The organism is Sphingomonas sp. (assembly GCF_035490575.1).
GTDB lineage: Bacteria > Pseudomonadota > Alphaproteobacteria > Sphingomonadales > Sphingomonadaceae > Sphingomonas.
On sequence record NZ_DATJLI010000089.1, the window covers coordinates 1 to 22,880 of the forward strand.

Consider the following 22,880-nt stretch of genomic DNA (forward strand, 5'->3'; position numbering starts at 1 on the left):
CGACGGCGATCCGATCGACGGCCTGCCACCCGGCTTTTTCGAACAGCAACGGAATGTCGAGCAGGACGACGCGCGCATTGGCATGGGACCGCAGAAAATCCGCCCGTGCCGTCGCCACCGCCGGGTGAACGATCGCCTCAAGCCGGGTGAGCGCGGCATCGTCGCCGAACACCGCATGGCCCAGTCTGGCGCGGTCGACGCCATTTGCGCCGGTCGCGCCGGGAAACGCAGCCTCAATGGCGGGGACCAGCGCGCCACCGGCAGCTTGCAGCCGGTGCACTTCGGCATCGGCATCAAACACCGGCACGCCGCGAGCGGCGAACATCGCCGCCACGGTCGACTTGCCCATCCCGATCGAGCCGGTCAGGCCCAGCCGGATCGGGCCGCTCACGCGATCAGCCGTGCGCGCAGTTCGGAATCGCGATCGCGCGGCGGGGCAGCGTCGAAAAACAGTTCGAACGCGGCAGCCGCCTGACCGATCAGCATTTCCAGCCCGTCGATCGTCGACAGATCGCGCGCACGCGCCGCCCGCAACAGATCGGTCTCCAGCGGCGCATATACGATGTCATAGACGATCGCGTCGTCGGGCAGCGGCGACAGGTCGACTGCCAGCGGCGCCTGTCCCTTCATGCCCAGCGGGCTGGCATTGACGACGAGGTCGGCGGGCGGCAGCGGCGCGGCGAAATCGACGACATCCCCCTTCAACCCGAAGCTGGCGAGCAGACCCGCGCCCTTCAACGAGTTGCGGGCCATCAGCGTGACCGCGCCGATCCCAATCCGCGACAGCGCGAACAGGATCGCGCGCGCCGCGCCGCCCGACCCGATGACCAGCGCCTGGGCGCCCGCCAGATCGGTATCGGCGAGCGGCGCATAAAAGCCCGCCGCATCGGTATTGGTGCCGGCCACGGTGCCATCGTCCTGGCGGAACACAGTGTTGATCGCCCCGATCGACCCGCGCACATCGCCCGGATCGCCGACATGCGCCAGCACCGCTTCCTTATGCGGCAGAGTGATGTTGCAGCCGCGCCAGTCGGGATCGTCCGCCCGCCGCGCGAAATGGCCGGCCAGCGCATCGGACGCGACATGGGTGGCGCGATATTCTGCGTCGATCCCCAGCGCGTCGAGCCAGAAACCGTGGATGACCGGCGATTTCGAATGGGCAATCGGGTCGCCGATCACTTCGGCATAGGGCCTGGTCATTGAGCGATCACTCCGCGCGTCCGCAAATAATCGAGGATGGGCATCAGCGGCATACCCAATATGGTGAAATGACTGCCATCGATGCGCGCGAACAATTGCACGCCTGGTCCCTCGACCCGGTAACAGCCGACGCACCCGGCAATGGCGGGCCATTCGGCATCGAGATAATGCTCGATAAAGGCGTCGGACAATGTGCGAACGCTCAACCGGGCGCGGTCGACATGGCGCCACACCGCGCGGCCGCCGTCGAACATTACCGCCGCACTGTAAAGCTCATGCGTCGTGCCCGACATGGCGCGGAGATGTTCGGCGGCATCGGCACGGTCGACCGGTTTGTCGAGCAACCGGCCATCGGGCAGCGCGACGATCGAATCGCACCCCAGCACCAGGCCCGGCACACCCAGCGACGCGACCTTGGCGGCTTTCAGTTCGGCCAGCGCATCGGCGGTGTCGCGCGGGGACAGGCCGCGTGCGGCAAAGCTCGCCTTGGCCGCATCCTCATCGACCAGCGCGCCGACGGCTTCGTGCGGCACGCCCGCGGCAGCCAACATCGCGCGGCGGCTGGCGCTTTGCGAGGCAAGGGTCAGATGCGTCACGGGCGTGGCTCCGGCTGGCGCGCTTGATACAGTGTGATGACCGCCGCGGCGGTTTCCTCGATCGAACGGCGTGTGACGTCGATCACTGGCCAGCCATTATCGGCGAACATCCGCCGCGCATAAGCGACTTCCCGGCCGACGGCGTCCTGATCGACATAATCGGTCTCCGGCGCCTGATTGAGGCTGAGCAGGCGATTGCGCCGCACCTGGATCAGCCGGTCGGCGCTGGTGGTCAGACCCACGACCAGCGGGTGTTTCAGATCGAACAGCTTGGCGGGCGGTGGGCTTTCGATAACGATCGGAATGTTCGCAACCTTGAATCCGCGATTGGCGAGATAGATCGACGTCGGCGTCTTGGACGACCGGCTGACGCCCGCCAGCAGGATCTCCGCCTCCTCCCAGTTTTCCCAGTTCAGCCCGTCGTCATGGGCGATGGTGAACTGGATCGCATCGACCCGCGCGAAATAGGCGGCATCGAGGATGTGCTGACGCCCCGGCCGGGCATTGGCCGCCTGTCCCAACAGGCCCGACAGCGCAGCGTTGACCCCGTCGAGCGGCGCGACGGCGGGCAGGCCCATCGCCCGGCACCGCGCCTCCAGCGTGCGGCGGATCACCGGATTGACCAGTGTGAACAATACCAGGCCGGGGTTCTGGGCGATTTCCTGAAGGATGCGTTCCAGATGCGCTTCGGACCGGACCATCGGCCAGAAATGGCGCAGCGTTTCGACATCGTCATATTGCGCCAGCGCCGCCTTGGCGATGTTCTCCAGCGTCTCGCCGGTGGAGTCCGACAGGAGGTGGAGGTGCAGGCGGTTCAACGGCTGGACCGATCTGTGGACAACATGGGCAGAGGCGCTAGCGCAACTCGGTCCCCGCGCCAAGGCGTGGATGACCGGCCGATTCGTCCCCAGTCCGCGCACATTCCCTCAGCCGGGGTCGGTATCCGTCCCCACCCTGTGGATAACGGGGATGACGCAATCGAATCATCGGGTGGCCACGGCGCGGCAGGGGTCAAGCTGTTGGCATTTCGGGCAGTGCAAACTAAGCCACGTTATCCACGCGCCATCCTCTTTCCACATCCATTCTAGATTCTTCTTTATTGTTAGAAGGAAGTCCGTTTGCGCCGTCCCCATGCCCACCGGCCCTTGCTCGCCACGCTGAAAGGCCGGCGCCAGCCAGTGCCCCCGATCTGGCTCATGCGGCAAGCCGGGCGATACCTGCCCGAATATCGTGAGTTGCGGGCGGAGAAGGGTGGATTCCTGGCGATGGCGATGGACCCGCCATCGGCGTGTGAGATCACGCTGCAGCCCATTCGCCGGTTCGGGTTCGACGGCGCGATCCTGTTTTCCGACATTCTGACCGTGCCGATGGCGTTGGGACAGGAACTGTGGTTCGAAACCGGGGAAGGGCCGCGCCTGGCCCCGCCGTTGGCCGACGCGGCCGCGATCGATGCGCTGGCGGCTGGCGCGCCCGATACGCTGGACCCCGTCTATGCCGCGGTCGAGGCGGTGGTTGCGGTGCTGCCGTCCGAGGTGACGTTCCTGGGCTTTGCAGGGTCGCCCTGGACGGTCGCCACCTATATGATCGCCGGGCAGGGCAGCCGGACGCAGGAAGCGGCGCGGCGACTGGCTTATGGCGATCCGGCGGCGATGCAGCGGCTGGTCGATCGCATCGTTGCGGTGACGATCGAGTATCTCGCGCGCCAGCATGACGCCGGGGTCGAGGCAGTGCAGTTGTTTGACAGCTGGGCCGGGAGCCTCAGCCCCGAACAGTTCGAACGTTGGGTCATCGCCCCCAATGCCGCGATCGTCGCGGGACTGCGCGCGCGCTGCCCCGAACTGGTCATCATCGGCTTTCCGAAGGGGGCGGGCGCCAAGCTGGCCGATTATGCGGGGCAGACCGGCGTCGATGCCGTTGGCGTCGACGAAAGCGTCGCGCCCGAATGGGCGGCGCGGGTGCTGCCGGCGGGGATGCCCGTTCAGGGCAATCTCGATCCCCTGGCGCTGATCGCGGGTGGCGATACGCTTGCTCGTGCGATCGACCGCATCCTGAGCGCTTTCGCCGACCGGCCGCATGTGTTCAACCTGGGGCACGGTATCCTGCCCGACACGCCGATCGCGCATGTCGAGGCCTTGATCGAGCGGGTGAGGGGCGTGCGATGACCGGTATGCTCGGAAGCGCCTATCCCTGGGTCAAGGCAGCGCATCTGATCTTCGTCATTTTCTGGATGGCGGGCCTGTTCATGCTGCCGCGCTATCTGATCCATCATCAGGAAGGCCTGGCCATTCCGGGCGAGCCGGAACGCTGGATCGCGCGGGAAGGCACGTTACGGCGCATGATCCTGACACCGTCGATGATCGTCGTGTGGGTGCTGGGTCTGGCGCTGGCGGCCAATCTGGGGCTGTTCGAGGGGGGCGAGGGGCTGGGCTGGCTTCATGCCAAGCTGGCGCTGGTGCTGGCGCTCAGCGGTTATCATGGCTGGGCTGTGGGCTATGCGCGCAAGCTGGCGGCGGGCCGTCCGACATTGACGCCGCGCAGGTTGCGGATGGTCAACGAAGCGCCCGCGATCGCCGCCGTGCTGATCGTCGTGCTGGCGGTGGTCAAACCGTTCTGAGGCGTTGACTTGATACGCGCCGCTGCCTAGTTGTTCGGAACGTGCTGCCCCGCTGGATAACGGTGGCGCCGCAACGTCCTCCCTCAGCATCGAAGCCGGCGTCCTGCCGAGCCGACCGACGCTCACCTCTCCCAACCGGACGCACTCCATGCATCTCAAGGACCTCAAGAAGAAAACCCCCGCAGAACTGGTCGAAATGGCCGAGGAACTGGGGGTCGAAGGCGCATCGACGATGCGTAAGCAGGATCTGATGTTCGCGATCCTCAAGGTCCAGGCCGAAAATGGCGAACAGATCATGGGGCTGGGCACGATCGAAGTCTTGCCCGACGGCTTTGGTTTTCTTCGCTCGCCAGAAGCCAATTACCTGGCTGGACCCGACGATATTTACGTCAGCCCCAATCAGGTGCGGAAATTCGGCCTGCGAACCGGCGACACGGTTGAGGGTGAAGTGCGCGGCCCCAAGGACGGTGAGCGTTACTTTGCGCTGACGCGCCTTGTCAGCGTCAATTTCGACGATCCCGATGCCGTGCGTCACCGCGTCAATTTCGACAATCTGACGCCGCTCTATCCGGAATCGAAGCTCAAGCTCGATCCCTTCGACCCGACGCAGAAGGACAAGTCGGCACGCGTCATCGATATTGTGTCGCCGCAGGGCAAGGGCCAGCGCACGCTGATCGTTGCGCCGCCGCGTGTCGGCAAGACGGTGATGCTGCAGAACATCGCCAAGGCGATCACCGACAACCACCCCGAAGTCTTCCTGATCGTGCTGCTGATCGACGAGCGGCCCGAGGAAGTTACCGACATGCAGCGGTCGGTGAAGGGCGAAGTCGTCAGCTCCACCTTCGACGAACCCGCGCAGCGCCACGTCCAGGTCGCCGAGATGGTGATCGAGAAGGCCAAGCGTCTGGTCGAGCACAAGAAGGATGTCGTCATCCTGCTCGATTCGATCACGCGTCTCGGCCGCGCCTACAACACCGTGGTGCCGTCATCTGGCAAGGTGCTGACCGGCGGTGTCGACGCCAATGCGCTCCAGCGCCCCAAGCGCTTCTTCGGCGCGGCCCGCAATATCGAGGAGGGCGGTTCGCTGTCGATCATCGCCACCGCGCTGATCGATACCGGCAGCCGCATGGACGAAGTGATCTTCGAAGAGTTCAAGGGCACCGGCAACTCCGAAATCGTCCTCGACCGCAAGGTTGCCGACAAGCGCATCTTCCCGGCGATGGATGTGGGCAAGTCGGGCACGCGCAAGGAAGAATTGCTGGTCGAAAAGCCGATCCTGTCGAAAATGTGGGTGCTGCGCCGCATCCTGATGCAAATGGGGACCATCGATTCGATGGAGTTCCTGCTCGACAAGATGAAGGATTCGAAGACCAACGAGGATTTCTTCGATTCGATGAACCAGTAAGCCGGCGACGCGTTTCGGCGACGGCCGAACGCCGACCGACGGAAACCAGCGGCGCGGGCTATGCTCGCGCCGTTTCGCTGTCTAGGAAAGACCCATGCTCGACCTCATCTACAGCGCCGCCGCGGCTTCGGGCGGCATCGGATCGCCGGCCGAAATCTGGCAGCATATCCTCGCCGATTTTTCGAACATCACCGAACCCGCCGCGCTTGCCGCGTTCGGATCGGTGCTAATGATCGATCTGGTGCTGGCAGGCGATAATGCGATCGTCGTCGGGGCGCTGGCGGCCGGACTGCCTGCGGATCAACGCCGCAAGGTCATCCTGATCGGCATCGGCGCCGCGCTGGTGCTGCGGATCGCCTTTGCATTGATCGTCAGCTGGCTGATGGGTGTCGTCGGGCTGATCTTTGCCGGTGGCCTGTTGCTGTTGTGGGTCAGCTGGAAGTTCTGGCGCGAGATTCGGGCCGGGGGCCATAGCGAGGGTTCGCCGGAGATCGCCGGCGACGAGGATTCGGGCCTGCGCTCGGCCAAGAGCTTTGCCGGCGCTGCCTGGGCCGTTGCCGTTGCCGATGTGTCGATGAGCCTCGACAACGTCCTGGCAGTCGCAGGGGCGGCACGCGAGCATCCCGGCATCCTCGTCGTCGGGCTGCTGCTGTCGGTCGCGCTCATGGGTCTGGCGGCGAACTTCATCGCGCGTTTGATCGATCGCTATCGCTGGATTGCTTATATCGGCCTTGCCGTCATCGTGTTCGTCGCATTTCGCATGATCTATGAAGGCTGGGTCGGGACCGAGAGCACGCTGGGTGTGGTCAGCTTTTTCGCCTGACCGGGATCGATCGAGTAAGACGAGGGGGAAGCGAGCAAATGCTTCCCCCTTTTGCGTCAGCCGAGATGTTCGGCGAAAAAGGCGCGGGTGCGTTCATCGGCACGGTCGGCGGCCATGGGTGAGCGGCGTTGCCCGCTTTCGGTGGCAAAGCCGTGATCCTCGCCGGGATAGTCGTGCAACACGACCTTGGGATGGTCGTCCAGTCCTTCATGCATCTTCGCTTGCGTGGTCGGGTCGACAAAGCCGTCATCGCCGGCAATATGCAACATCAGCGGATTGGCGATCGCTCTCGCTTCGTCCAGCAGGCCGTCGATCCCGACCGCATAATAGCCGACGCTGGCGTCGCTGTCGGTTCGCGCTGCCGTCATATAGGCCAGCCGCCCGCCCAGGCAGTATCCGACCACGCCGACCTTGCCGCCCTCGCTAATTCGCGATCGTGCGGCGCGAATGGCCGCTTCGATATCCCGGATGGCCATGTCCTGATCGAAGCGGCCCATCAGGTCGAGGCCGCGCTGCATCTGTTCTGGAATATCGGGGTCCAGTTCGATTTCGGGTTCGATCCGCCAGAACAGATCGGGTGCCAGCGCCAGATACCCATCGGCCGCCAGCTTGTCGCATTTCGCCCGGATGCCGGTGTTTACGCCGAAGATTTCCTGAATGACGATCACGGCCGCGCGCGGCTCGTTCGCCGGTTCGGCCATATAGGCGGGTAATTGTTCGGTGCCGTCGAGCGTGTCGATGTTGATCCGGCTCATGCGATTTCCCCTTCCGGTTGCGTGTCAGACCCCAACGCGCCTATCGTTGCGTGGGTTCGTCAGGTGGAGTGTCGAATGAAAATCAATGTCGAGGTCGACTGCACGCCTGAAGAAGCGCGTCGCGCGATGGGCTTGCCCGACTTCACGCCAATCCACCAAAGCTATGTCGCCATGCTCCAGGAATCGATGGAGAAGGGCGCGAGTCCCGAACTGATCGAAACGCTGATGAAGAGCTGGGCGCCGATGGGTGAAGCCGGGGTGACCTTCTGGCGGCAATTGTTCGACATGTCGGGCAAGGGCAAGCGCGAATAGTGACCGACACGATCGTCGCGCTTTCGAGCGGGGCGCCGCCATCGGCGATCGGCGTTATCCGGTTGAGCGGGCCTCAGGCGTTCGCCGTTGCAACGGCCCTTGCCGGCGCGCTGCCGCCGCCACGACACGCCGCTGTGCGTCGGTTGAGGCACGACGGGACGTTGCTCGACCAGGCGCTGGTCCTGTCATTTCCGGCACCCGATACCGCCACCGGAGAGGATCTGGTCGAGTTCCATGCCCATGGCGGTGTCGCCACAATCGATGCCGTCATTGCCGCCATCCTGTCCTTTCCAGGCGTGCGAATCGCTGATCCGGGGGAGTTTACCCGACGCGGGCTGACAAACGGAAGGATTGACCTGACGCAGGCGGAGGCATTGGGCGCGTTGTTGGCGGCACAGTCCGAATCGCAACGCCGCGCGGCAATGTTGACCGCCGATGGCGTATTGCGGCGCAGCATAGAGGCGATTGAAGCGCGCTTGCTTTCACTCAGCGCGAAGGTCGAACTGACGCTCGATTTCGCTGACGAGGAAGATGCCGATCAGGACGAAAATGCCGCGCTTGCGGTTCGCCAAGGTATCGATGCGCTGGCGATGGAGGTTCGAGGTTGGCTTGCCAAGCCGACGGTCGACGCGCTGCATCGCGGTTTTCGCATCGTGCTGGCCGGGCCGCCAAATGCGGGCAAGTCGACCTTGCTCAATCGACTGGTCGGGCGTGACGTTGCGATCGTATCCGACATTGCGGGCACGACGCGCGACCGGATCGACGCGCCGGTGGTTCATGGCGGCATCGCTTTCCTCCTTACCGATACCGCCGGACTGGCTGATCGCACCGATGATGCGATCGAGGCGATCGGGATTGACCTTGCCAAGGTAGCGATGGATCAGGCCGACCTCGTTCTCTGGCTGGGCGATACGCCGCCGCCTCGCGCCGACATGCTCTGGTTATATCCACGCATGGATTTGCGTGCCGGAACCATGTCTCCCAATCGGCTCCCCGTATCAGCAGCCACGGGGGAAGGAATCGATGCGTTATGGCAAGCCATCCATGCCGCCATTTCTGGACGCTTGCCACCGGAGGACGGGCGCGCGTTGAACCGGCGCCAGCGCAACTGCATGGAACGGGTCGACAACGCTTTGAAAGCCGCAGCGACCACCGTTGACCCGCTATTGATTGCACATGAGCTGCACGCCGCGCGGGCGCATTTGCATCAACTGACTGGGCAAGCCGATACGGAATCGATGCTGGACGCACTTTTTAGCGGGTTCTGTATCGGGAAATAGTGTTTCACGTGGAACATTTTGACGGCTGCGGTGCACGGCCTTAATGCACGCTTATGCGATATGACGTGATCGTGATCGGCGGTGGCCATGCGGGCACCGAAGCCGCTGCGGTGGCTGCGCGCATGGGTGCGAGAACCACGCTTGTCAGTTTCGACCGCTCGAAACTGGGCGCCATGTCGTGCAACCCGGCAATTGGTGGACTGGGAAAAGGCCATCTTGTTCGCGAGGTTGATGCCTTTGACGGTCTGATTGCGCGGGCTGCCGATACGGCCGCCATCCATTACCGAATGCTCAATCGCAGCAAGGGGAGTGCCGTTCAGGGGCCGCGCGTTCAGGCAGACCGCCGGCGATATGCGGCGGCCATTCAACGCATGTTGGCTGCTACGGCTGGTCTGGACCTTATCGAAGGTGAAGCGCACGAGCTTGTGGTTGCGAACGGCGCAATCGCAGGCATCATGTTGGCTGATGGCCGACAGCTAACCGCTGCCAGCGTCGTTCTGGCCAGCGGCACCTTCTTGGCGGGCCGAATCTATCGTGGCGAAGAGCGGCACGAAGGTGGCCGAATCGATGAGCGTGCCGCAACGCGCCTGGGCGCGCAGTTGCGCGACCTGAGCCTGCCGATGTTCCGGCTCAAGACAGGCACGCCGCCCCGACTCGACGGCCGGACAATCAATTGGGGCCGCCTTGCCGAACAGCCGAGCGATGCCGAGCCATGGTTGATGTCGCCAATGACGCGCCATCGGCCGTTGCCACAGCTGTTCTGCGGGGTGACGCGCACCAACGGCCGAACCCATGCGATCATCGCCGACTCGCTTCATCGATCGCCGCTGTTCACCGGTGCGATCGGCGCGCAGGGGCCGCGCTATTGCCCGTCGATCGAAGACAAGATTCATCGCTTCAAGGACCGTGACAGTCATCAGATTTTTCTGGAGCCTGAGGGGCTGGATGACCCGCTGGTCTATCCCAATGGCATTTCGACATCACTGCCGACGGATGTCCAAGTGGCGATGATTGAATCGATCGAGGGGCTGGAGCGCGCCCGGATCGTCACGCCGGGCTATGCGGTTGAATATGACCATATCGATCCGCGGGCGCTCGACCATTCGCTTCAGGTCCGCGCGTTGCCGGGTCTCTACTGTGCGGGCCAGATCAATGGCACCACCGGCTATGAGGAAGCAGCGGCACAGGGACTGGTGGCGGGTGTGAATGCCGCACGACGTTCATTGGGCGGCGCGCCCGCGCTGTTTGACCGATCGACATCCTATATCGGCGTCATGGTCGATGATCTGGTGCTGCAAGGCGTCACCGAGCCTTATCGGATGCTGACCGCACGGGCAGAGTATCGCTTGCGGCTCCGCGCCAATAATGCGGAGAGCCGCTTGACTCCCTGGGCGATTGAACTCGGTTGTGTTAACGAGTTCCGTCGTCGGCAATTCGAGCAACGAAGCGTCGAACGTATGCGCGTCGAGTCTGCGTTCGACGTGCGGATGACACCGCACCAGCTTCGCGATGCCGGCATTGAAGTAGCGATGGACGGTGTTCGCCGATCGATCCGTGAATGGCTCCGCTTTCCGGGCGTCGACGCTGCCTCCCTGACTGACACCTCTGGGTATGACCCTGACATCGTCGCCGAGGCCGTCGAAGATGCCCAATATGCGCCCTATCTGGAGCGACAGGATGCCGAGGTTGCATTGATGCGCGGCGAGATTGCAGTACCCCTTTCAGTTGACCTCGATTATGCCATGATACCCGGCCTTTCGGCGGAAATGGTTGAGCGATTGAGCGCCGCACGGCCCGACACACTGGGCGATGCGGGCCGTATCCGCGGCGTCACCCCGGCGGCATTGACCGCCATATTGTTGCACCTCAAGCGGCGAGCCGCAGCATGATCGAGGCGCAAGCGCAGCAATGGCTGCAGGCCCGTTGGGGATCGGCTTGCATCGATAAACTCACAATATTTGTCCGCCTGCTCATCGAGGAGGCGGGGCGACAGAATCTGGTATCGCGTTCGACACTCGATGCCGTTTGGGAACGCCATATCCTCGATTCGGCACAGCTGGTGCCGCTGGCGGATGCGGTTGCCAACCAAGGCAGATGGATTGATATCGGCAGTGGAGCAGGGTTACCCGGCATCGTTGCTGCCATTCTGCAAGCTCGCCCCGTCCTGTTGATCGAGCCGAGGCGCAAGCGCGTTGCGTTCCTCGATCATGTTATTGAAGTGCTGAAACTGAATGCCACGACCCAACCCGTTAAGGCAGAGTCGGTGAGCCTGGAGCAGCCGGCCTCGGTCATATCAGCACGCGCCGTCGCCAATCTGAACGGATTGTTTTCGGCAGGAGCAGGTTTTTCCGACAGGGAATCGCTTTGGCTGCTACCAAAGGGGCGATCTGCTGATTTCGAACTGGCCGAGGTGCGTGGGACATGGCAAGGTGTGTTCCACGTGGAACAAAGCCTGACGGCTACTGACTCCCGAATCATCATTGCGAAAAAGGTGCAGCGCCGATGATCGTCATCACCGTCGCAAATCAGAAGGGCGGGGTGGGTAAAACCACCAGCGCAATCAACGTTGGCACGGCGCTGGCCGCGACGGGTCAGCGTGTGTTGCTGATCGATCTCGACCCACAGGGGAACGCCTCCACTGGCCTCGGCATCGGGCGTAACCAGCGCGACCAATCGAGCTATGATCTGCTGCTTGGCGATTTGACCGTCGATCAGGCGGCGATCGCGACTCGTGTCCCCAACCTCGATATCGTGCCTGCAACCGTCGACCTGTCGGGCGCGGAGATCGAATTGATCGAGTTCGAAGCGCGCACGCATCGGCTGGATCAGGCGATCGAACGCGGTTCGTCGCGATGGGATGTGGTGTTGATCGATTGTCCGCCATCACTCGGCCTGCTGACGATCAACGCCATGGTCGCCAGTCACGCCTTGCTCGTTCCGTTGCAGTGCGAGTTTTTTGCGCTGGAGGGCCTGAGCCAGTTGCTGACCACGGTCGAGCGTATTCGGGAGCGCTTCAATCCCGGGCTGTCGATCCTGGGGGTTGTCCTGACAATGTATGATCGCCGCAACCGGCTGACTGACCAGGTATCCGACGACGTGCGCGCTGTGCTGGGGCGAGTGGTTTTTGATACGGTCATTCCGCGCAATGTCCGCTTGTCGGAAGCGCCCAGTCACGGGGTGCCGGCCTTGATCTACGATCATCGCTGCGCCGGATCGCAAGCCTATATCGCGCTGGCGCGAGAAGTGATCGACCGCCTGCCGCGTCTGGCGAAAGCAGCATGAGCGAGGCGGGAGCGAAACGGCCGCGGCCATCGGGACTGGGGCGCGGATTGAGTGCGTTGCTGGGTGATGCGGCCCCGCGTGCTGAGACCAACACCGGCGGGGTGCAGGACGCTTCGGTGTCGAGCGTGCGGCAACTGCCGATCAGCTCGCTGGCGCCGCATCCCGGCCAGCCCCGGCGGCATTTCGACGAAGCCGCGCTTGATGAGCTGGCCGCGTCGATCGCGCAGCGCGGCATCATCCAGCCGATCGTGGTGCGGCCACATGGCAAGGATTATCAGATCGTCGCAGGGGAACGCCGCTGGCGCGCAGCGCAGCGGGCGCGGCTGCATGAAGTTCCGGTCATCGTCCGCGATCTGGACGATGCCGAAACGCTGGAAATCGCGCTGGTCGAAAACATTCAGCGCCAGGATCTGAACGCGATCGAAGAGGCCGATACCTATTCAAAGCTGATCCAGGAGTTCGGCCATACCCAGGAAGCGCTGGCCAAGCTGGTTGGCAAATCGCGTAGTCATGTTGCTAACCTGTTGCGATTACTCGATCTTCCGGTGTCGGTGCAAGCGAATGTGATTGCCGGCGCGTTGAGCATGGGACACGCGCGCGCGCTCATCAACGCCCCCGATCCGGAAGCACTTGCCGAGCGTATCGTCGCCAAAGGCCTGTCGGTGCGCGAAACCGAGAAGCTGGCGCGCGTGAAGGGGGGCGGCAGTGCGCGTGGTGAACGGACCATGCCACCCGCAGCATCGTCCAATGCCGATATCGCTGCGCTGGAACGGCAATTGGGCGACGTGCTCGGCCTGAATATCCGTATCGCGCACAGCGACAATGGCGGCACGTTGACACTGACCTATTCGACGCTCGACCAGCTCGACATGGTTTGCCAGCGGCTGTCGGGCGAGATCATCTGATCTCGCCCGACAGCCGGTCGATCATGCTGTGTGAATCGGTGGCAATTTGCCCAGCAGCTTGTCGAGCGTGATCGGATATTCGCGCACCCGGACGCCACACGCATTGTAGATCGCATTCGCGACCGCCGCGCCGACGCCGCAAATGCCCAGCTCGCCGACACCCTTTGCCTTCATCGGCGATGATTTGTCGTCGGTTTCGTTGAGGAAGAACACATCCTGCGCCGGGATGTCGGCGTGCACCGGAACGTGATATTCGGCCAGATCGTGATTGACGAAATAGCCGAAGCGCGAATCGACCACCAGTTCCTCCATCAACGCGGCACCCGCACCCATCACCATCGCGCCGATGACCTGGCTGCGCGCCGATTTCGGATTGAGGATGCGGCCCGCCGCAAATGCGCCGCTCATTCGCCGGATACGGGCTTCGCCCGTTACCGAATCGACACCGACCTCGACGAAATGGCCGCCGAATGTCGCCTGCGCGTAACGTTGGGTCAGATCGCCAAATTTGATCGTGTCTTCCGCCGAAAGCCCGGCATCGCCCGCAACTTCGCTCAGGCGGACGCGCTTGTTGCCGTGTTGGACGAAACCGTCGGCGAACTCGGCGGTCGCGGGATCGAATCCGGCCTTTTGCGCGATTGCTTCGCGCAGCTTGACGCAAGCGGCATAAACGCCGGCGGTCGAGCTGTTGGCACCCCATTGCCCGCCCGATCCGGCAGAGATGGGAAAGGCGGAATCGCCCAGCAGGACGATCACGTCCTCGACCTCGACGCCCATCATCTCAGCCGCGGTTTGTGCAATGATCGTGTAGCTGCCGGTGCCGATATCGGTCATGTCGGTGGCGACGGTGATTTTGCCCTTACGATCGACCCCGACGCGTGCGCCTGAATCCATCGCCAGATTGTCGCGGAACGCCGACGCCATGCCATATCCGACCAGCCAGCGACCATCGCGGACCTGTCCGGGCTTGGCCTTGCGCGCCGACCAGCCGAAGCGCTCGGCACCGATTCGCAGGCTTTCGACCAGTTGTCGCTGTGAGAAGGGGCGTTCGGGCTTCTCAGGGTCGACTTGCGTATCGTTCAGGATGCGAAGCTCAACCGGGTCCATCTCCAGCTTTTCGGCAAGTTCATCCATCGCGATTTCCAGCGCGAGCAGTCCCACCGCTTCGCCGGGCGCGCGCATCGCGTTGCCTTCGGGAAGATGCAGCGTCGCCAGTCGATGCGCGGTCATGCGGTTCGCGCCCGCATAGAGCAGCCTTGTCTGGTTGGCCGCCGTTTCCGGCCCGCCGCCGGGCAGGTCGCCCGACCACACCTCATGGGCGATGGCGCCGATCCGCCCGTCGCGGTCGGCGCCGATGCGGATGCGCTGGATCGTTGCGGGACGGTGCGTGGTGTTGTTGACCATCACCGGACGTGGCAGCGCGATCTTGACCGGGCGTCCGGCCGCACGCGCGCCCAGCGCCGCCAGCACGGCGTCGGACCGCACCCACAGCTTCGACCCGAAACCGCCGCCGATGAACGGCGACTGCACCCTGATCTTTTCCTTTGGAATCAACAGCGTTTCCGACAGGTCGCGGCACGCCCAGTCGATCATCTGGTTCGATGTCCAGACATTGAGCTGGTCGCCATCCCAGGCGGCGATGGTCGCCATCGGCTCCATCGCGGAATGCGACTGATCGGGCGTGGTATAGGTCTGGTCCAGCTTGACCGGTGCGCTGGCGAACGCGCCCTCGAAATCGCCGACGGCGGTGTCGGCCGATTTGCCGGGCTTCTTTGCGTTGCCGCGTTCCTTCTCAAGTTCGAATGCGCCAGCGCCACGCGCATATTCCACGCGCACCAGATTGGCTGCGGTTCGCGCCTGTTCAAAGGTTTCGGCGACGACCACGGCAACGGCCTGATGATAGTGTTCGACCTCCGGCCCGGCGAGCAGCCTGGCGGTGATGGCCTTGGCCTTGCCCAGCTTGCCGGCGTTTCCGTGATGGACGATCGCGATCACGCCGGGGGCTGCTTCGGCCTCACGCGTGTCGATGCGGGTGATGCGCCCCGTGGCGATGGTCGCGGGCACGATCGCGCCATAGGTTTGGTTGGGGACCACATCGTGCCGCTCATAGGCATAGGGCGCGCGACCCGTGGTCTTGAGCGGCCCGTCGATGCGGTCGATGGGCTTGCCGACCACACGCATTCGGTCGATCGGGTTGGTTTCGGCGGGTTGGTTGAATTGCATCGGATCAGCCCCTTGCCTCGGCAAGAATGTGGGAAAGGGTGCGCTCGGCAAGCGGCACCTTGAAGGCGTTCTGAGTAGTGGGCCGGGCGTCGGCCAGCAGGCCCCTGGTCAGCGCGGCGTCGTCGCCCTGTTCCAGTGCCTCGACACGCCATGGCTTGGGCGCGACACCGCCCAATGCAACACGCGCCGGGCCGTTGGCGGGCACGATCGCCGCCACCGAAACCAGTGCGAAGGCATAGGAGGAACGGTCGCGGACCTTCTGATAGACATGAGCGCCCGCGACCGGCGGCGGCAGCGTGACCGCGGTAATCATCTCTCCGGCTTCCAGCGCGCTTTCGATATTCGGGGTATTGCCCGGCAGCGTGTGGAAATCGGCGATGGGGATGGTGCGCGTGGTGCCGTCGCCCTTCACCGTTTCAACCCCGGCATCCAACACGCGCATGGCGACGGCCATGTCGCTTGGGTGCTGTGCGATACAGGTATCGCTGGTGCCGATCACGGCCAGACCGCGGTTGAATCCGCCGATCGCGGCGCAACCGCTGCCCGGCTTGCGCTTGTTGCACGGCTTCGCGGTGTCATAGAAATAAGGGCACCGCGTGCGTTGCAACAGGTTGCCGCCCGTCGTCGCCTTGTTGCGAAGCTGTCCTGAGGCACCGGCCACCAGCGCGCGCGTCAGCACGCCGTAATCGCGACGAACGCGCGGATGCGCGGCTAGGTCGGTGTTGCGAACCAGCGCCCCGACACGCAGGCCGCCCTGCGCCGTTTCTTCGATCTGGTCGAGACCCACGCGGTTCACGTCGACCAGATGCGTCGGTGTTTCGATCTCCAGCTTCATCAGGTCGAGCAGGTTAGTGCCGCCCGCAATGAACTTGGCGCCTGGCTTTCGCGCGATTGCCGCCGCGGCTTCGGCAGGCGTCGTGGCGCGTTCATAGGTAAAGGCCTTCATGCGCGGCGCTCCTTTGCCTCGCCCGCCACATCGGCGATGGCGTCGAAGATATTGGCATAGGCGCCGCAGCGACAGATATTGCCGCTCATCCGCTCCTTGACTTCCTCGATCGAAAAGCCGGGCGCGGCGGCGACATCCTCGGTCACATGGCTGGGAATACCGTTCTTGATCTCGTCCAGCACGGCGACGGCGGAGCAGATCTGGCCCGGCGTGCAGTAACCGCATTGATAGCCGTCATGGCGCACGAACGCCGCCTGCATCGGGTGCAGGTCGCCGGGGCTGCCCAGACCCTCGATGGTGGTCACTTCGTCGCCATCGTGCATTACGGCCAGCGTCAGGCAGCTGTTGATGCGCCGCCCCTCTACAATCACGGTGCACGCGCCGCACTGGCCGTGGTCGCAGCCCTTCTTGGTGCCGGTCAGCTTCCAGTGTTCGCGCAGCGCGTCGAGCAGGGTGGTGCGCGGATCGAGGCTGACTTGGGCTGACTTGCCATTGACTTTCAGCGTCACGGGAAGGCGCGGGTCGCTGCTGGCGGGCGCGGATTGCGGCTTGGCCTCAGCGGCGATCGGCACGGTTGCGGTCGCGGCGGTCGCCACGCCGCCGGCGAGCACGCCGCGTCGGGAAACGTCGAAAGCGTTGGAAGTCGGCATCATCGGCCCTCATGGCTTGAACAACCGGCGCCAGGACACACGCGCCGTTCCAGACCATGTTAACCGATCAGCGAGCGTTCCGCTCCCCCCACATCAACGGAAATTGTCGGCATATGCCTGAAGTTTCAGCTTGCGGACGGGGGCAGGAATGACGTGCGCGTCGATTCCCTCACGCTCGGCATAGGCTTGCGCCGCTTCCATCGAAGGGAAGCGCAGCTTGACCTGCTCGCGCGTGTCGCCCGACCCGGCCCAGCCGGTCAGCGGATCGGGACGCTTGGCTTCGCCCGTTTCGAACTCGAGCACCCAGCGATGGGTCAGCGCCTTGCCCGAAGACATGGCATTTTTCGGCTGCTGATAAATGCGTGCGGTCGGCATGACAGGTCTCCTAACGCGATTCGCGGCGCCTTGCATCTGCCTTTTTGGTCCTGAGCGTCGGATCGGTGGCGGTCGGGTCGTCGGGCCAGGGATGGCGTGGATAGCGGCCGCGCATTTCGCGTGCCACATCGGCCCAGCTTCCAGCCCAGAAACCGGGCAGGTCGCGCGTCGTCTGGATCGGTCGCCCGGCGGGGGAGGTGAGGCTGAGGACCAGCGGCACGCGGTCGCGTCCGATCACTGGATGTTCGGCGACACCGAACAGCGCCTGGACGCGCAATTCGACACGCGGTCCGCCTTCGGCGGCATAGTCGATCGCGTGGCTCGACCCGGCCGGGCTGTCGAAGCGGGCGGGCGCAATACGGTCGACTTCACGCATCGCATCCCAGCCGATCAGGGTTCGCAGCGCATCGGTCAGGTCGCCCGGTGCGATGGCGTCCAGCCGCCGCTTGTCCGCCACCAGCGCGGGCAGCCATTCGTCGAGCCGCGCGATCAGCACGGCGTCGTCCAGCGGATGCGCGGCATAGGCGGCGCGCGCGCGCAACGCTTCGCTGGCTTCGCTCCACGGGAGCAGGGCGGGGCCATGGCGACGCACAGCCTCGACCAGCGCCGTCTCGATCGCGTCGGGCGTGGCGCCTGAATCAGGGCCGCGCGACAGGGCAATGCCGCCCAGCCGCCGTGTTCGCTCGGTCACGACCCCGCCGGTCGTTCGGTCGAAACGGACTTCGCGTTTCGTCTCGATGCGCTCGGCGAACAGCGCCTCCACCGTCTCTTGGGTGATTGCAGCCGCCGACAGGATGCGCGCGCCCGCCGCCGACCCTTGTGTCTCCGCTACCGCCAGCCACTCGCTGCCCGCCAGGCTCGAATTGGGGTCGAGCACTAGTCCCCGCCCGCCCGCCGTCGCCCATCGCTCGCCACCGGCGTCGCGCCGCCGCGCGATCCGGTCGGGAAAGGCGATGGCGATGCACGCCGCGACCGGATCGGCCAGATCGCCAGTTGCTCCCGCGGGCACCATCATTGCCCAGCGCGCTGCCATCCGCCGTGCCGCCTCGGCGCGCTGCCCGCGCTCGCCCCGCCAGCGCCGCAGCCGAAGGTCCAGATCGGGGTCGTTACCGCCCAGTCCGCGCTCGCCCAGCAGCACCGCCAGATCGGCGGCGATGCCCGCCATGCCCATTTCGCCCGCGCGCACCAGCATGTGGGCCAACCGGGGCGGCAGCGGCATTCGGGCAATGGCGCGGCCATGCGGCGTCGGGCGGCCGCTTTCGTCAAGCGCTTCCAGCGCGGTCAGCCGATACCGTGCTTCTTCGATCGCGGCGTTGGGCGGCGCGTCCAGCCAGTTCAGGTCGCGCGGATCGGCAACGCCCCAGATCGCGCAATCCAGCGTCAGCGATGACAGGTCGGCCTCCAGAATTTCCGGTGGATCAAAGCGCGGCATCCCCGCTGTCGCTGCCGCTTCCCACAAGCGATAGGCAGTGCCCGGCCCCTGCCGGGCCGCCCGGCCCGCGCGCTGCGTCGCCGCTGCCTGGCTCGCACGCTCGGTGACCAGCCGCGTCATCCCCGCCGCGCGGTCATAGCGCGGGCGGCGCGCCAGCCCCGAATCGACAACGATGCGAATCGAATCGAGCGTCAGCGACGTCTCCGCGATCGAGGTTGCCAGCACGACCTTGCGCGCGCCGTCCGGCTCGGCAGCGATGGCGGCGCGCTGCGCGGCGGGGGGGATATTGCCGTGCAGCCGGTGCAGGCGAACGCCGGGCAGGTCGCCCAACCGCTCCGCTACCCGCTCGATCTCGCCCACGCCCGGCAGGAAGGCAAGCAACCCGCCCTCACGCTCGCGCAGGGCCTGTCGGATCGCCGATGCCATCGCATCCTCGACCCGCATATTGGCGTCGCGGCCCAGATGGATCAGGTCCAGCGGGTGGCTGCGGCCTGCGCTTTCGATCGCCGGTGCGCCGCCCATCAGGCCAGCGAAGCGTGTGCCGTCCAGCGTCGCCGACATTGCCAGCAGGCGCAGGTCGGGCCGCAATCCCGCCTGCGCGTCGAGCGCGAGGGCAAGGCCGAAGTCGCTGTCGAGGCTGCGTTCATGCACTTCGTCGAACAGCACCGCCGACACGCCCGCCAGCTCGGGATCGGCCTGTACCCGCGCGACGAAAATCCCCTCGGTCATTACCGTGACGCGTGTTGCCGCAGACCGCTTGCTATCCAGTCGCGTCGCATAGCCAAAGCGGCGCCCGACCGGCTCCCCGGCCAGCGCCGCCATGCGTTCGGCCGCCGCGCGCGCGGCGATACGGCGCGGCGACAGCAGCAGCACTTCGCCCGTGCACCACGGGGTCGAAAGCAGCGCGGGCGCAACCGCCGTGGTCTTGCCCGCGCCCGGCGGCGCGACCAGCACGGCGCAGGCTTCTCCTGCCATCGCGGCAAGCAGATCGGGCAGCACGGCATGGATCGGCAGGTCGTTCATCGCATCTTGCGCTACCCTTCAGGGAGCCAAGGCACAATTCATGCGTATGCCACCATCGCGCAGCCCCACTCGCGTGATGGAGAACCCTTATGGCAAAGGCACTGGCAAGTTTCGCGATCAGCCCGACGGGCGATGGCTATATGCTGATGATGGAGGATGAGGACGGCGACACGATCGAACTGACCGCGACGTTCGAGCAGCTCGATCTGATCGCGGAAGCGGTCGACCAGCAACTCAACAGCGACGAGGAAGACGTGCTCGGCATTGACGAGGACGAGGAGTGAGGCATCGGGGGCGGCCCATGACGGTCGCCCCCGATTCCGGCGGTCAGCGGCGGCGATCGCGCCGGTAATCACGCCAGTCACCTCGGCGTTCACGGCGATAGTCACGCACATCGCCGCGCAATTCGCGCCGGTAATCGCGGACATCGCCGCGGCGTTCACGGCGATAATCGCCCCAGCTTACATTGCCCCGGCGATAATCGCGCCAATCCTGGCGACGGTCGCGACGGAAGCTGCGATCATCCTGTCGGCGATCGCGTCGGAACGAACGATTGTCCTGGCGCCGGTCGCGACGATGGTCGCGCCAGTCCTGACGCGATTCCCGTCCCTGCCAACCCCAACGCTGTGGCGCGGCCGACGCGGCGGCGGGCATGACCATTGCCGCCAACGCGGCCAAAAGGATCGGTGTACGCATCATACTCTCCCGACAAAATATCCAGGCCCCGATGGCCGATGACGGGGTTATGCATGAACAGGGCTGAACAGGCTCCAACGGGCCGTTCATCGTCGTGAAGGGTAAGAATAAACCTTTGCAATTCAGCATCTTAGGGAAGTGGCATGCGGCGGAGCGTGCCAGCGGCGCGTCGGGTGGCTTAGTAAGCGCGCGCGACCGCGAACTCGACCGCCTCGACCATCGCATCCTTCGCGGCACCGGCGGAGAACATGCCGAGCGAATCAATCGCCCGCTGGCCGTAATGACGCGCGCGCGCCAGCGTATCCTCGACCGCGCGGGTCTCGTTCATGCGCCGAATCGCCTCGGCGAGCGCTGCGTCGTCGCTCTTCCCCTCGCGGATGGCGCTCATCCAAAAGGCGCGGGCTTCCGCGTCACCGCGCGCATAGGCGAGGATCACGGGCAACGTCATCTTGCCTTCTCGGAAATCGTCGCCGGCATCCTTGCCCATGGTATCCGCGTCGCTGACATAGTCGATCGCGTCGTCGACCAGCTGGAACGCGATGCCCAGATTGCGGCCATAGGCATCGAGCGCCTGTTCCTCCGCCTCCGACCGTTCGGCGACGACAGCGGCGATGCGGCACGCGGCGGCGAACAGCGCGGCGGTTTTGGCGCCGATGATATCGAGATAGCGTTCTTCGGACAGGTCGAGGCGGCGGATGGCGGTCAGTTGATTGACCTCCCCCTCGGCGATGACGGCGCTGGCATTGGACAGGATCTTCAGCACCTTCAGGCTGCCGTCCTCGACCATCAGCTCGAAACTGCGGCTGAACAGGAAGTCGCCGACCAGCACGCTGGCGGGGTTGCCCCAGATTATGTTGGCGGTGCGCTTGCCGCGGCGCAGGTCGGACCCGTCGACCACATCGTCGTGCAGCAAGGTGGCGGTGTGGATGAACTCTACAGCCGCCGCCAGCCGGTGATGGCGCGTGCCGGCATAGCCGATCAGCGCGGCGCTGGCGAGCGTCAGCATCGGGCGCATCCGCTTGCCGCCCCCCGCGATCAGGTGCCCGGCCAGCTTGGGGATCAGCGGAATGTCGGACTGCATCCGGTCGAGGATGACCGCGTTGACGCAATTCATGTCATGCGCCGTGATCGCGATCATCGGATCGAGCGAAGCGGGCGGGCGCGAGCCGAGGCGATGCACGGTAGCAGTCATCGCGCGCCGACTTGGCCTTTCGCCGCCGCAAACGCAAGCCGCTTGCGTGCGAGCGGACCAAAGGCCATCAGGCGGCGACCGTAAGGGAAGGGGCCGCTTCGTGACCGACGACACGCTCAAGCGCTATCGCCAGAGCATCGACAATATCGACATGGCGCTGGTCTGCCTGCTCGCCGAACGTTTCAAGGTGACGCAGGCGGTCGGGCAGCACAAGGCGGAGCACGGTCTGCCCCCCGCCGATCCGGGGCGCGAGGAGGCGCAGATCGCGCGGCTGCGGCGGTTGGCGGCGGAGGCCGATCTGGACCCGGAGTTTTCCGAGAAGTTCCTGCGCTTCATCATCGACGAGGTGATCCGCCACCACGAACGGTTGCGCGGCTGAGCGGCGGGCGGGAACAACCACGCCGCCGCAGGCGTCCTTTCGCGCAAGCTGAGCGAAGGGATGAACGATGCGCGACGATTTCCTGATCTTCACGCCCGGCGATGTCGACCTGTCGCGATCCCCGCTGCGCGGTGCGTGCGATGCGGAGACGTTCGTGCTCGGCGCGTTCAATCCGGGCTTCACGCGCCTGCCGTCGGGCAATCTGTTGCTGATGGTCCGTGTGGCCGAAGCGCTGAGCGATCCGGTCGCGCGCTCGCTTCGCTGGGACGACGGCATGTATCGGGTCGATCGATGGCCCGCCGAGCGGGTGGATTCGTCCGACCCGCGCATTCTGAAACTGACGGCCGATCCCTGGCAACCGCTTGCGCTGACCTCCTTGTCGTGGCTGTTGCCGGTCGAACTGTCGCCCGATGGGGAGCAGGTGGTGGCGGTGCATTACGACCGTGCGGTCGTGCCGGCGGCCAGTTACCAGGCTTATGGTGTCGAGGACCCGCGCATCAGCCGCGTGGGCGACCAATGGGTGATGACCGCCTGTTCGGTCAGCCCGGAGCGGCTATGCACCACGCTTTATCGCGCATCCGATGCAATGGACTGGCGGCTGGAGGGCATCGTGCTCGACCACCAGAACAAGGACATGCTGATTTTCGAAGGGCAGGCGGGCGGCCGATACTGGGCACAGACCCGGCCGCTGGGCGAAACTTGGTTCGCCTACCCCCCCGACAGCGAATGGCGCGCGGGACCGGCGATCCAACTCGCCACCTCGCCCGACCTGCTGTACTGGAAGCCTTATGA

General features: G+C 64.9%; 25 protein-coding genes. 13 read left to right on the forward strand and 12 right to left on the reverse strand.

The genetic code is table 11. The annotated features are described in order from the left end of the window. From VL973_RS06770 to VL973_RS06785, 4 genes are all read right to left on the reverse strand, one after another. On the reverse strand, positions 1–349 hold a 349-nt coding region (locus VL973_RS06770; protein WP_325283290.1), incomplete at its 3' end, for a dephospho-CoA kinase. A 38-nt stretch (positions 350–387) separates the two neighbouring features. Continuing rightward, the gene (locus tag VL973_RS06775; protein ID WP_325283268.1) at positions 388–1,200 is read right to left on the reverse strand and encodes a shikimate dehydrogenase family protein; all 813 of its coding nucleotides are present in this window, start codon (positions 1,198–1,200) and stop codon (positions 388–390) included. Beyond that, positions 1,197–1,751 carry a Maf family protein gene (locus VL973_RS06780; protein WP_414712205.1) on the reverse strand — a complete coding sequence of 185 codons (555 nt, stop codon included), beginning with the start codon at positions 1,749–1,751 and terminating at the stop codon, positions 1,197–1,199. Before VL973_RS06780 ends, VL973_RS06775 begins: the two co-directional genes overlap by 4 nt. A 41-nt stretch (positions 1,752–1,792) precedes the next feature. Beyond that, on the reverse strand, positions 1,793–2,614 hold the full coding sequence (locus VL973_RS06785; RefSeq protein ID WP_325283270.1) for a pyruvate, water dikinase regulatory protein: 822 nt from the start codon (positions 2,612–2,614) through the stop codon (positions 1,793–1,795). A 300-nt stretch (positions 2,615–2,914) separates the two neighbouring features. On the opposite strand from VL973_RS06785, the gene hemE reads away from it, so the two are divergent. The 4 genes from hemE (at position 2,915) to VL973_RS06805 (ending at position 6,638) form a co-directional block, all read left to right on the forward strand. Beyond that, on the forward strand, positions 2,915–3,958 hold the full coding sequence (gene hemE / locus VL973_RS06790) for a uroporphyrinogen decarboxylase (RefSeq protein ID WP_325283271.1): 1,044 nt from the start codon (positions 2,915–2,917) through the stop codon (positions 3,956–3,958). Next, positions 3,955–4,410 (forward strand): CopD family protein, encoded by a 456-nt coding sequence (locus tag VL973_RS06795; RefSeq protein WP_325283272.1) that lies wholly within the window; start codon positions 3,955–3,957, stop codon positions 4,408–4,410. Before hemE ends, VL973_RS06795 begins: the two co-directional genes overlap by 4 nt. Before the next feature lie 148 nt (positions 4,411–4,558). After that, the gene (rho, locus tag VL973_RS06800; RefSeq protein ID WP_325283273.1) at positions 4,559–5,815 is read left to right on the forward strand and encodes a transcription termination factor Rho; all 1,257 of its coding nucleotides are present in this window, start codon (positions 4,559–4,561) and stop codon (positions 5,813–5,815) included. A 94-nt stretch (positions 5,816–5,909) separates the two neighbouring features. Next, entirely contained in the window at positions 5,910–6,638 is a 729-nt protein-coding gene (locus VL973_RS06805) for a TerC family protein (RefSeq protein ID WP_325283274.1), read from the forward strand. A gap of 56 nt (positions 6,639–6,694) precedes the next feature. Here the strand turns inward: VL973_RS06805 and VL973_RS06810 are convergent, their stop codons facing one another. Beyond that, positions 6,695–7,393 carry a dienelactone hydrolase family protein gene (locus VL973_RS06810; protein ID WP_325283275.1) on the reverse strand — a complete coding sequence of 233 codons (699 nt, stop codon included), beginning with the start codon at positions 7,391–7,393 and terminating at the stop codon, positions 6,695–6,697. Positions 7,394–7,468: 75 nt separating this feature from the next. Between VL973_RS06810 and VL973_RS06815 the strand changes: the two genes are divergently transcribed. Genes VL973_RS06815 through VL973_RS06840 form a run of 6 tightly spaced genes read left to right on the forward strand, consistent with a single transcriptional unit; the run spans position 7,469 to position 13,172 of the window. Beyond that, positions 7,469–7,705, forward strand: coding sequence for a DUF6489 family protein (locus VL973_RS06815; RefSeq protein ID WP_325283276.1), 237 nt, complete (start codon positions 7,469–7,471; stop codon positions 7,703–7,705). Further along, positions 7,705–8,985 carry a tRNA uridine-5-carboxymethylaminomethyl(34) synthesis GTPase MnmE gene (gene mnmE, locus VL973_RS06820; protein ID WP_325283277.1) on the forward strand — a complete coding sequence of 427 codons (1,281 nt, stop codon included), beginning with the start codon at positions 7,705–7,707 and terminating at the stop codon, positions 8,983–8,985. Before VL973_RS06815 ends, mnmE begins: the two co-directional genes overlap by 1 nt. Positions 8,986–9,038: 53 nt before the next feature. Further along, positions 9,039–10,874, forward strand: coding sequence for a tRNA uridine-5-carboxymethylaminomethyl(34) synthesis enzyme MnmG (gene mnmG, locus VL973_RS06825; RefSeq protein WP_325283278.1), 1,836 nt, complete (start codon positions 9,039–9,041; stop codon positions 10,872–10,874). Then, positions 10,871–11,491 (forward strand): 16S rRNA (guanine(527)-N(7))-methyltransferase RsmG, encoded by a 621-nt coding sequence (gene rsmG / locus VL973_RS06830; RefSeq protein WP_325283279.1) that lies wholly within the window; start codon positions 10,871–10,873, stop codon positions 11,489–11,491. The genes mnmG and rsmG overlap by 4 nt, the downstream gene beginning before the upstream one ends. Continuing rightward, positions 11,488–12,267, forward strand: coding sequence for a ParA family protein (locus VL973_RS06835; RefSeq protein ID WP_325283280.1), 780 nt, complete (start codon positions 11,488–11,490; stop codon positions 12,265–12,267). The genes rsmG and VL973_RS06835 overlap by 4 nt, the downstream gene beginning before the upstream one ends. Further along, the gene (locus tag VL973_RS06840) at positions 12,264–13,172 is read left to right on the forward strand and encodes a ParB/RepB/Spo0J family partition protein (protein WP_325283281.1); all 909 of its coding nucleotides are present in this window, start codon (positions 12,264–12,266) and stop codon (positions 13,170–13,172) included. Before VL973_RS06835 ends, VL973_RS06840 begins: the two co-directional genes overlap by 4 nt. Before the next feature lie 21 nt (positions 13,173–13,193). On the opposite strand, the gene paoC is transcribed toward VL973_RS06840, so the two are convergent. The 5 genes from paoC to hrpB all read right to left on the reverse strand — a co-directional run bounded on the left by paoC (position 13,194) and on the right by hrpB (position 19,821). Beyond that, positions 13,194–15,395: an aldehyde oxidoreductase molybdenum-binding subunit PaoC gene (gene paoC, locus VL973_RS06845; protein WP_325283282.1), complete on the reverse strand. Its 2,202-nt coding sequence runs from the start codon at positions 15,393–15,395 to the stop codon at positions 13,194–13,196. A 4-nt stretch (positions 15,396–15,399) separates the two neighbouring features. Then, positions 15,400–16,341, reverse strand: a complete 942-nt coding sequence (locus tag VL973_RS06850) for an FAD binding domain-containing protein (protein ID WP_325283283.1) — start codon at positions 16,339–16,341, stop codon at positions 15,400–15,402. Beyond that, the gene (gene paoA, locus VL973_RS06855) at positions 16,338–16,991 is read right to left on the reverse strand and encodes an aldehyde dehydrogenase iron-sulfur subunit PaoA (RefSeq protein WP_325283291.1); all 654 of its coding nucleotides are present in this window, start codon (positions 16,989–16,991) and stop codon (positions 16,338–16,340) included. The genes VL973_RS06850 and paoA overlap by 4 nt, the downstream gene beginning before the upstream one ends. Before the next feature lie 93 nt (positions 16,992–17,084). Then, positions 17,085–17,366, reverse strand: a complete 282-nt coding sequence (locus tag VL973_RS06860; protein WP_325283284.1) for an ETC complex I subunit — start codon at positions 17,364–17,366, stop codon at positions 17,085–17,087. Between the two features lie 10 nt (positions 17,367–17,376). Beyond that, positions 17,377–19,821 (reverse strand): ATP-dependent helicase HrpB, encoded by a 2,445-nt coding sequence (gene hrpB / locus VL973_RS06865; RefSeq protein WP_325283285.1) that lies wholly within the window; start codon positions 19,819–19,821, stop codon positions 17,377–17,379. Between the two features lie 89 nt (positions 19,822–19,910). Here hrpB and VL973_RS06870 point away from each other — a divergent pair, with 89 nt between their 5' ends. Further along, positions 19,911–20,105 (forward strand): hypothetical protein, encoded by a 195-nt coding sequence (locus tag VL973_RS06870; RefSeq protein WP_325283286.1) that lies wholly within the window; start codon positions 19,911–19,913, stop codon positions 20,103–20,105. Positions 20,106–20,148: 43 nt separating this feature from the next. On the opposite strand, the gene VL973_RS06875 is transcribed toward VL973_RS06870, so the two are convergent. Both VL973_RS06875 and VL973_RS06880 read right to left on the reverse strand, forming a co-directional pair. Further along, positions 20,149–20,517: a hypothetical protein gene (locus VL973_RS06875; RefSeq protein ID WP_325283287.1), complete on the reverse strand. Its 369-nt coding sequence runs from the start codon at positions 20,515–20,517 to the stop codon at positions 20,149–20,151. 178 nt (positions 20,518–20,695) lie between these two features. Next, positions 20,696–21,709: a polyprenyl synthetase family protein gene (locus tag VL973_RS06880; protein ID WP_325283288.1), complete on the reverse strand. Its 1,014-nt coding sequence runs from the start codon at positions 21,707–21,709 to the stop codon at positions 20,696–20,698. A 100-nt stretch (positions 21,710–21,809) separates the two neighbouring features. Here VL973_RS06880 and VL973_RS06885 point away from each other — a divergent pair, with 100 nt between their 5' ends. Together VL973_RS06885 and VL973_RS06890 are read left to right on the forward strand one after the other, a co-directional pair. After that, on the forward strand, positions 21,810–22,088 hold the full coding sequence (locus VL973_RS06885; protein ID WP_325283289.1) for a chorismate mutase: 279 nt from the start codon (positions 21,810–21,812) through the stop codon (positions 22,086–22,088). 67 nt (positions 22,089–22,155) lie between these two features. Then, positions 22,156–22,880 (forward strand): glycoside hydrolase family protein (locus tag VL973_RS06890; protein WP_475526608.1); only part of this gene is annotated, 725 nt, incomplete at its 3' end.